Raw genomic sequence first — 8,767 nt, forward strand, 5'->3', positions numbered from 1 at the left:
CAAAACTCGGGACTAACTGGAATCCCCTGATTGATCAAATCCGACAGGCTGCTAGAGCTGGAAACAAATCCCCGACATTCCGGCGAAGACGGTTTTCTTGAGGTTGTTTGTGGGCCGGTAACATTGCGCATTCCCTTCGCAACAAAATCTTGTCGGATTGCAGAGATTGTATCGGCCCTGGCAGATGCCCGGCGATGATTATCCCGTCGCACAAGCTGCGGATTTTGGTGGCGACCAAACCCGTTGATTTCCGTAAAGGCCATGATGGGCTTGCAGCCCTGGTTCAGAATGAGTTGGGCAAGAAGCCGTTTACGGGAACGGTTTATGTCTTTCGCTCCAAACGGGGAGATCGACTTAAATTGCTATACTGGGATGGCTCAGGATTGGTGATGACTTACAAGCGCCTGGAAGAGCACAGCTTCACCTGGCCGACAATCCGCAATGGTGTCATATCGCTGAACTCTGCGCAGTTTGAGGCGCTGTTTTCTGGCCTGGACTGGCGACGCGTGCAAGCACCGGTCATTCATCCTCCGCTGTTGGCAGACTGAAGAAACGGATGATTTTTAAGCTGTTTTATGGTGCGAAACGACTGATATTGTGCTATAAAACGGGATGCTTAATCTGCCTCAAATCGCCATTCCAGCCAGCCTGTCACCCGAGCAGCACGCTGCCTTTGAAGCCTTGCGCGCGCATGTCATGGCGCTTGAGGAATTTGGCCGTCGCCAGGAAGTTCTTGTCCGGGAATTACGCAATCTTTTGCACGGCAAGAGGTCCGAGAAACTGACGCCGGACGAACGGCAATTGTCCTTCGAGGATCTTGAGATCCGCCTTGCCGATAGCGAGGAAGAAGGAAAGGACCGTGCGGCCCGGACAGGTGCGGGTGAAGCCAGGAGGTCACCGGCCAGGCGCAATATCGGCAATCTGCCCGAAGGTCTGCCCCGGATCGAACAGGTGATTGAGCCTGAAAGCCTGGAGTGCCCTTGTGGCTGTGGCCGGATGCATAAAATCGGTGAGGACCGCAGTGAACGGCTTGATATTATCCCGGCACAGCTGCGTGTGATTGTCACAATCCGCCCGAAATATGGCTGCCGGTCCTGCACCGATGGCGTCCGCCAGGCCCCGGCTTCGCCCCATCTGATCGTCGGCGGATTGCCAACGGAAGGCGCAATTGCCCATGTGCTGGTCGGTAAATATGCTGATCACTGCCCTTTGTATCGCTTGTCGCAGATCCTGGCGCGATCAGGGATCGATATTGATCGTTCGACGCTTGCAGGCTGGGTTGGCAAGGCGGCCTTCCACCTGGCACCGGTGGTTGAGCGGCTGGCGGAACATCTGAAAACATCTTCGAAATTATTCATGGATGAAACGACAGCACCCATGCTTGATCCAGGGCGCGGTCGGACGAAAACCGGTTATCTGTGGGCTTTGGCCCGGGATGATCGGAGCTGGGGCGGTGCCGATCCGCCTGGTGTGGTTTATCGCTATGCCCCGGGGCGCAGTGGTGAATATGGTGAGACCTTCCTCGAAGGCTTCAACGGTATTTTGCAGATTGATGGATATGCGGGCTATAACCGTCTGGCAAAACCAGAGCGCAAGGGCGGCAAGCCTGTCCGCTTTGCCTATTGCTGGGCGCATTGCCGGAGGAAATTGCGGGAAATCTTCGAGCGCGACGGATCGGAAATTGCTGCCGAGGGCCTGCGGCGTATTGCACTGTTTTATGCCATTGAAGCGGAAATCCGGGGACTTGCTGCCGAGCATCGCCTGACGGCTCGTCAGGCCCGAACAGCCCCTCTGGTGGCTGACTTTGGTGTCTGGTTGAAGATGTCACAGAGACGTATCTCGGCAAAATCGCGCCTGGGCGAGAAGCTGGGCTATATTGCTCGCCATTGGGCAGGCTTGCAAACCTTCCTGACGGATGGCCATGTGGAGATCGATTCCAACCCGGTGGAAAACCTGATCCGCCCCCTGGCCCTGAATAGGAAGAATGCCTTGTTCGCCGGTCATGATGAAGGAGGCAAAGCCTGGGGAATTATTGCGTCCCTGATCGCCACGGCCAAGCTTAACAATGTCGAGCCCTATGCCTATCTCAAAGCAACCCTTGAGGCCATTGCCAAAGGCCATCCGCAAAGCCGCATTGATGAACTCCTGCCATGGAACATGATGCCATCAGCAGAACCTCTGGGGAAGGTCACTTAGTTATGGCCGCAATATCTTCCGTGTTTACACTTGCCTATGTCGCCGAGCTCCTGGGCGAGCACCCGGACAGGATTGATGAAATCAGTCTCGAAATGGAGCCCGAAGACGGCTTCATACATGTGCATGGCTGCAACGAGGAATATACGCCAGCCTTCACAGCCCGTGGCATTGAAAACCTCAAAGAACTCATCGAAATCCATAGGCACGACAGCGAAACATAATTGCGGCCTGAAAACGCAACAGAAAAATAGGTGGGCCGCTCGCACCGCTTACTGTCGGTCGGCCTGAATTGCTTGAGCTAATTTAGGGCTTGTTGAGATTCACCCTGCATTGATTATTACGTAAATCAACGGAAGTTGCGGTTGGTCTTGTCGATTGACATGGCTATATGTTTGAAGTTCTTTATTTTGTAGAAAAGTTCTCGATCAGATGACGTGCCTTGTACAGTTCGAGACCGATGCCAAGTGGGTACTTTCGCTGTGGTCGCTGCGAGATGCAGATGAGTGCTCCACGCTCATTGAGATCGTCGATGGCCCAATTATTGTCGAAGGCCTTGTCTGCCAGCAATCCACCAAAATCGACGCCCTCAATCAGAGGCGCGACGCTCACAGTATCATGGCGGTTGTCAGGCAAGAGTTCGAAACGCACCAGATTGCTCAAAGCATCGGTCAGGGCCAGTGTCTTGGTGGTCAATCCTCCCTTCGTCTTGCTTATGGCTTGGCTTTGAGTCCCTCTTTTGCTCCCTGTCCGTGGCGGTAGACTTTGGCGACGGTCCCGTCAATTATGGGGTTTTTCAAGTCCGGCCCTCGCTCAAGGCATTGAACATGCTGTAAAATATATCACGCTTGACCCAATCACGAAAGCGTTTGAACACGGTTTTCTACTTACCGAAGTGGTTCGGCAAGGGGCGGTGGGTTTGCCAAGGCACTCAAGCTCCGTCAAAATCCACATGCGATCAGTAATGACATTGCTATCGACGTCCATGAAAACCTCCTCAAAAGAAAGTTTGAATCATAAATTACTTGATTTGGACTGCTGATACTCAACGAGCCTTCGCGGTATAAAATTCCAAAATATGCGCTTTAACATTGTATACAATATCCAAATGTGAGATGTGTGATGTCAGGCAATGAATTGCGGGCTCACAGTTTGCTGTGACCTCGCACCAACATAAGGATTTCTGATCATGCAGGTAAACTGGACAGGCGTATTCCCCGCAGTTGCGACCCAGATGTTTGAAGATGGTTCTATCGATTATGATATGACCGCAACCCAGATTGATGCGCTGATCGATGCCGGTGTTGACGGGCTGGTCATGCTGGGGTCGGTCGGTGAAAATACCGCCCTTGATATGGACGAAAAAGTCGCTGTTCTTAAACTGGCTGTCGAGCGGACCAAAGGCCGCATTCCTGTGCTGTCCGGTGTTGCCGAAACTACAACCGCAGCCGCTATCAAATATGCTCAGAAATGCGAAGAACTGGGTGCAAATGGCCTGATGTTATTGCCTGGCATGATCTACACCGCCGACACCCGCGAAAATCTTGAACATTTCCGCGCGGTCGCTGCCAAAACGTCTTTGCCGATCATGATCTATAATAATCCGGGCGCTTATCGCGTTGACATCAAACCCGAAGAGTTCAATCAGCTTTCCGATGTCAAAAATCTGGTTGCGATTAAGGAAAGCTCAGGCGATCCGCGCCGCATTACCGACATTTACAATGCCTGTGGCGACCGTTTCGTTTTGTTCTGCGGCATGGACGACCTTGTTATGGAAACCCAGATTCTGGGTGCTGTTGGCTGGATTTCGGGTTTCACCGATGCTTTCCCGAAAGAATCGGTTGGTTTGTGGAAACTGCTCTCTGAAGGTAAATACACCGAAGCTCTGGCCATTTATCGCTGGTTTACGCCGGTGCTGCATATGGATGTTCACGCCAAGCTGGTTCAGTATATTAAACTGGCGCAGGCCATGACTGGCGTTGGCAAAGAATATGTGCGCGCCCCGCGTCTGACACTGGTCGGTGAAGAACGCGAAACCATCACCAAAATTATCCAAAAGGCCATCGACACGCGCCCGTCAGTGTGATTGCCTGCACCAAATACGAAAACCCTGTCGGTATTTACATAATTGGTATCTTGCCCCGGCAGGGTTTTGAATGCCCCGTCAACCAGCTTGTTTTACGGATGATGTGCCATGTCTGAGCCGCAGCACGTTCTTGTCATTGGTGCCGGGATTGTCGGTGTCAATGTTGGCCTGGCCCTGCAAAAACAGGGGTTTGCCGTTACATTGGCCGATAAGGGCGAACCGGGCCGGGGGGCGTCCTTTGGCAATGCTGGTGCTATTGCGGCAACCGAATGTGCGCCCATCTCCATGCCCGGTACCTTACGTCATGTGCCGGGCTGGTTGATGGACCCTCACGGGCCATTGTCGTTACGTTTATCCTATTTGCCGCATCTGTTGCCGTGGTTGTTGCGTTTTATCGCCGCAGGCCAGCGTCACCGGGTCGAAAAAATCGCAACTGAGCTGGCCGCATTGCTTCATTGCGCGTGGGATGATTACGATCCCCTGGTCCGCGATGCAAAATTGCAAGATGCCGTTTTTCGCGATGGCGCATTGGCTGTTTATCGCAGCAATCAGGGCCGTCAGGCGGCAGATTATTCAATTGATTTGCGCAGGCGTAACGGCATCACCCTTACCGATGTTTCGCGCGAACAGATCCGCGAGATAGAGCCAGACCTTGCGCCGATATTTTCGTGTGGCGTGCTCGAGGAAAACTGGGGCCGGGTTCTTGATCCGTTTAAAATTGTAACTGGTCTTTATCAATTGTTTCGGGATCGTGGCGGTAAGTTTCAAACAGCAGAAATTGCCGACTTTGTTTATCGCGATGGGCGTCCACATGCGGCCATTAACCGCACGGGTGAAAACATACCTTTCGACAAGGTCGTCATTTGTTGCGGGGCGTGGTCAAAACATCTGGCAGCGCGTCTCGATAACAAGGTGCCACTTGATACCGAGCGGGGCTATAATACAACTGTTCCCTATCATGGCGTGACCCTTAATCACATGGTGATCAGTGCCGATGACAGCATTGTGCTTACCCCGATGGACATCGGCATTCGTGTGGGCGGGGCGGTCGAACTGGCTGGCCTCAATGCGGCTCCGAATTACGACCGTGCCAAAGCCCTGTTTGCCAAAGGCCAGCAGGTTTTACCGGGCCTGCGCGATGAAGGCGGCACCCAATGGATGGGTTTTCGGCCCTCGATGCCGGATTCCAAACCGGTTATTTCTGCAAGTCCGCGTCACGACAATGCCTTTTTCGCCTTCGGTCACGGCCATTTGGGGCTGACCATGGGGGCAACAACCGGGCGTCTGCTGGCCGATCTGGTTGCCGGTAACCGTGCAACAATCGATATGACCCCTTATCGCATCAACCGTTTTTAGGGCGGAGTTCGCCAGACATGGCAAAACATAGTTTCTTTTGTATTGATGGTCACACATGCGGCAATCCGGTGCGGGTTGTTGCCGGCGGCGGGCCACGTCTTTCGGGGGCGAATATGCGGGAAAAACGCGCCCATTTTCTCGCCGAATATGACTGGATTCGTACCGGGCTGATGTTCGAACCTCGCGGGCACGACATCATGTCAGGATCAATCCTGTATGAACCCACCCGCGATGATTGCGATGTCGCCATTTTGTTTATTGAAACATCAGGTTGCCTGCCCATGTGTGGGCACGGCACCATTGGCACGGTAACCATGGCGATTGAACAGGGCTTGGTAAAACCGAAAACCCCGGGTGTTTTGCGGCTTGATACGCCTGCCGGCCTGGTTATCGCGCATTATCAGCAGGTTGGCGAATATGTCGAAAATGTCCGCCTTACCAATGTGCCGTCTTTCCTGTACAAGGAAGGGATCGAGGTCGATTGTCCTGATCTGGGGCCGATCCGGGTGGATGTCGCTTATGGCGGTAATTTCTATGCCATTGTCGAACCCCAGGAAAACTTCCGCGATATGGCCGATTTCACCGTGGGGGACTTTCAGCGTATCAGTCCTGAGCTGCGCCGCCGCCTCAATGATATCGAAACATTCATTCATCCGCTGCATCCCGAAATTAACGGGCTGTCTCATATCCAGTGGACCGGTGTGCCAACCCAACCTGACAGCACGCATCGCAATGCCGTGTTTTATGGCGATAAGGGCATTGATCGATCGCCTTGCGGAACTGGCACATCGGCACGTCTGGCACAGCTTGCCGCCCAGGGGCGTTTGCCCGACAGTGGCAAAATTGTCCATGAAAGCATCATCGGTTCGCAGTTCGAGGCCTTTGTCGTTGAGGACACAATGGTGGGGGATTACCCCGCGATTGTCCCGTCAATTGGCGGATGGGCAAGAATTCACGGGTTTAACACCATTTTCATTGATGACCGCGATCCCTACGCCCATGGTTTCATCGTCAAGTAGCCGGTAATTTTATTGCCACATACCAGCCGGGTCGTTATGACTATTGCGTTGGAAGACTGCGGCGCAGTCTTCCAATTTGGTCAAAGCAATAAGATAGATACATAACAATATGGTTGCATCTCCCCGCTTCACCCGACGGACCATAACCGATCAGGTTACCGAAGACTTGCGTGAACGCATTTTGTCTGGTGACTTTCTGGCGGGAACCCAATTGCGTCAGGATGCCATCGCAACAGAATATAATGTCTCGCGTATTCCGGTCCGTGAGGCCCTGCAACGTCTGGATGCTGAAGGGCTGGTCTCATTTCAACCGCACAAAGGTGCCATCGTCGCGCAATTGTCGCTTGATGAAATTGAAGAATTGTTTGAAGTGCGCCGGTTGCTTGAATGCGAATTGTTGCGCCATTCCGTGCCTCGTCTTAGTGCGGACGATATTCGGGCTGCCACCGAAATTCTCGATGTTTATGACGACGCCTTGCGAGCCGGTGATATTGCCCGCTGGGGGGACTTGAATCGTCAGTTTCATGAACGGCTCTATCAAGCCTCCAATCGCCCGAAAACACTCGAAATTGTTCGAACCATTGGCAATAACACCGTGCGTTTCACTCGCGCTCAACTCGCCCTTTCCGGCGCGACAGAGCAGGCAGAACGGGAGCATCACGACATTCTTGATGCTTGCCGTTCTGGCAATGTTGCTCTTGCGGTGTCGTTGCTCGACCGGCATATTTCTGATTCCTGCAAAAGCCTGATCGAATGTCTGCGTGTTGCGCGTGCGGGTAATGACGCCTGAAGTCTCATGGGTCAGGCCAGAATAATTACGCATCTTCGATTTTAGCGTACCCGAAACCCTTGCCCGATCACATCGCCCTCATCCAGCCAAAACCGGCTTTGTCCGCTATAATGGGCAATGCCGCCGACCCGGGCGATGATGGCATCAAACGCGCCGCATCGGGTAATGGCTTTTACCTCTCCGGTAAATCGCGATCCGACAACACTTTCAAACAGGCGCGGTTGGTGTTGGGCGATTTGCCCTTTGGCAAATTGCGCTGCCAGTCTGGCGCTTACGCCCGACCCGGTCGGACTGCGATCAACCTGATTTTGGGCAAATACACATATATTGCGCGTCGCTGTGTGAATGTCGGTGTCGTTTCCATCGGTTAAAATAGCCCCATATAAAAAGGCGAGATCGCTATGGTCGGGATGATACAGTGTTACAACCTCGTTTACGGCGGTACAGATTTGTTCGGTAATATCAACCATATCGCGGATGTTTGATTGTCGAACCGACAGATTAAACTGGTTGGCATCGGCTAGCGCGTAAAACGCGCCGCCATAGGCAATGTCGCAGGTGAAAGTTTGTCCGTTTGCCAGCTTCAGGTGGTAATCCCGACCAAATAAAAACGACGGTACGGAAGAAAAACTGACACGACCGGCGCGGCCGTTTGTCACATTAACCTCGGTCCGGACCAGGCCGCAGGGGCATTCAATGTTGACGACGGTGACGGGTTCTACGGCCTTTACCAGTTTATAATCCACAGCATAGCGGCCAAGGGCGATCATGGCATGGCCGCACATGGTGGAATATCCCTCATTATGGATGAACAGAACCGCAAAGTCGGCATCTTGCAGGCTGGGTTCCACAAGTAAGGCGCCATACATATCGGCGTGTCCGCGCGGCTCGAACATTAAAAACTGGCGTAAATGATCAAGGCGTTCGTGGACATAACGCCTCTTCGCCAGAATATTTTCGCCCAATACGGGCGGAAATCCTCCGGTAACAATGCGCAACGGCTCGCCACCAGTATGCATATCAATAACATCAATCGGGTTTCGCTGGCCGGGAAAAACCAAAGTTTCAGGGCAATCAGGCATCAGGATTGTCTCCAATACACGAAACAGCGCAGTGCGGAACGGGCGTCGTGGAAAAGCTGTTGTTAATCTGTAATCTATGGCGGAAAAGTCGTCAGGCAAAATTTCCTTTTCCAGGCACTTGAGGGGATCATATGTGGCGCATATATGATTTTTAGCGCAAGATTTTTGCGTCGTTGCGCTTTTTGCCATTTTTGTTTAAAAAAGGTATTTACAGGTAAGGGAATGGCCCCTATAACCCGCC

At 52.9% G+C, this 8,767-nt stretch carries 9 protein-coding genes; 7 read left to right on the forward strand and 2 right to left on the reverse strand.

Going from position 1 to position 8,767, the window contains the following annotated elements:
* The first annotated feature begins 194 nt into the window (after positions 1-194).
* From tnpB to AAC086_RS22645, 3 genes are all read left to right on the forward strand, one after another.
* Entirely contained in the window at positions 195-548 is a 354-nt protein-coding gene (gene tnpB / locus AAC086_RS22635) for an IS66 family insertion sequence element accessory protein TnpB (protein WP_339782285.1), read from the forward strand.
* An 82-nt stretch (positions 549-630) separates the two neighbouring features.
* Positions 631-2,196, forward strand: a complete 1,566-nt coding sequence (locus tag AAC086_RS22640; protein WP_339782302.1) for an IS66 family transposase — start codon at positions 631-633, stop codon at positions 2,194-2,196.
* Between the two features lie 2 nt (positions 2,197-2,198).
* Entirely contained in the window at positions 2,199-2,417 is a 219-nt protein-coding gene (locus AAC086_RS22645; protein WP_339782288.1) for a hypothetical protein, read from the forward strand.
* A 181-nt stretch (positions 2,418-2,598) separates the two neighbouring features.
* Here the strand turns inward: AAC086_RS22645 and AAC086_RS22650 are convergent, their stop codons facing one another.
* On the reverse strand, positions 2,599-2,889 hold the full coding sequence (locus AAC086_RS22650) for a hypothetical protein (RefSeq protein WP_339782290.1): 291 nt from the start codon (positions 2,887-2,889) through the stop codon (positions 2,599-2,601).
* Between the two features lie 493 nt (positions 2,890-3,382).
* Between AAC086_RS22650 and AAC086_RS22655 the strand changes: the two genes are divergently transcribed.
* The 4 genes from AAC086_RS22655 (at position 3,383) to AAC086_RS22670 (ending at position 7,444) form a co-directional block, all read left to right on the forward strand.
* Complete coding sequence (locus AAC086_RS22655; protein ID WP_339782291.1) at positions 3,383-4,279, forward strand: dihydrodipicolinate synthase family protein; 897 nt, start codon at positions 3,383-3,385, stop codon at positions 4,277-4,279.
* A 108-nt stretch (positions 4,280-4,387) separates the two neighbouring features.
* Positions 4,388-5,635 carry an FAD-dependent oxidoreductase gene (locus AAC086_RS22660; RefSeq protein ID WP_339782293.1) on the forward strand — a complete coding sequence of 416 codons (1,248 nt, stop codon included), beginning with the start codon at positions 4,388-4,390 and terminating at the stop codon, positions 5,633-5,635.
* A 17-nt stretch (positions 5,636-5,652) separates the two neighbouring features.
* Positions 5,653-6,654, forward strand: a complete 1,002-nt coding sequence (locus AAC086_RS22665; protein ID WP_339782295.1) for a 4-hydroxyproline epimerase — start codon at positions 5,653-5,655, stop codon at positions 6,652-6,654.
* A gap of 109 nt (positions 6,655-6,763) precedes the next feature.
* The gene (locus AAC086_RS22670; protein WP_339782297.1) at positions 6,764-7,444 is read left to right on the forward strand and encodes a GntR family transcriptional regulator; all 681 of its coding nucleotides are present in this window, start codon (positions 6,764-6,766) and stop codon (positions 7,442-7,444) included.
* Between the two features lie 41 nt (positions 7,445-7,485).
* On the opposite strand, the gene AAC086_RS22675 is transcribed toward AAC086_RS22670, so the two are convergent.
* The gene (locus AAC086_RS22675; RefSeq protein WP_339782299.1) at positions 7,486-8,526 is read right to left on the reverse strand and encodes a proline racemase family protein; all 1,041 of its coding nucleotides are present in this window, start codon (positions 8,524-8,526) and stop codon (positions 7,486-7,488) included.
* Positions 8,527-8,767 lie beyond the last annotated feature (241 nt).

The sequence above is a fragment of the uncultured Thalassospira sp. genome, assembly GCF_963976115.1.
Lineage (GTDB): Bacteria > Pseudomonadota > Alphaproteobacteria > Rhodospirillales > Thalassospiraceae > Thalassospira.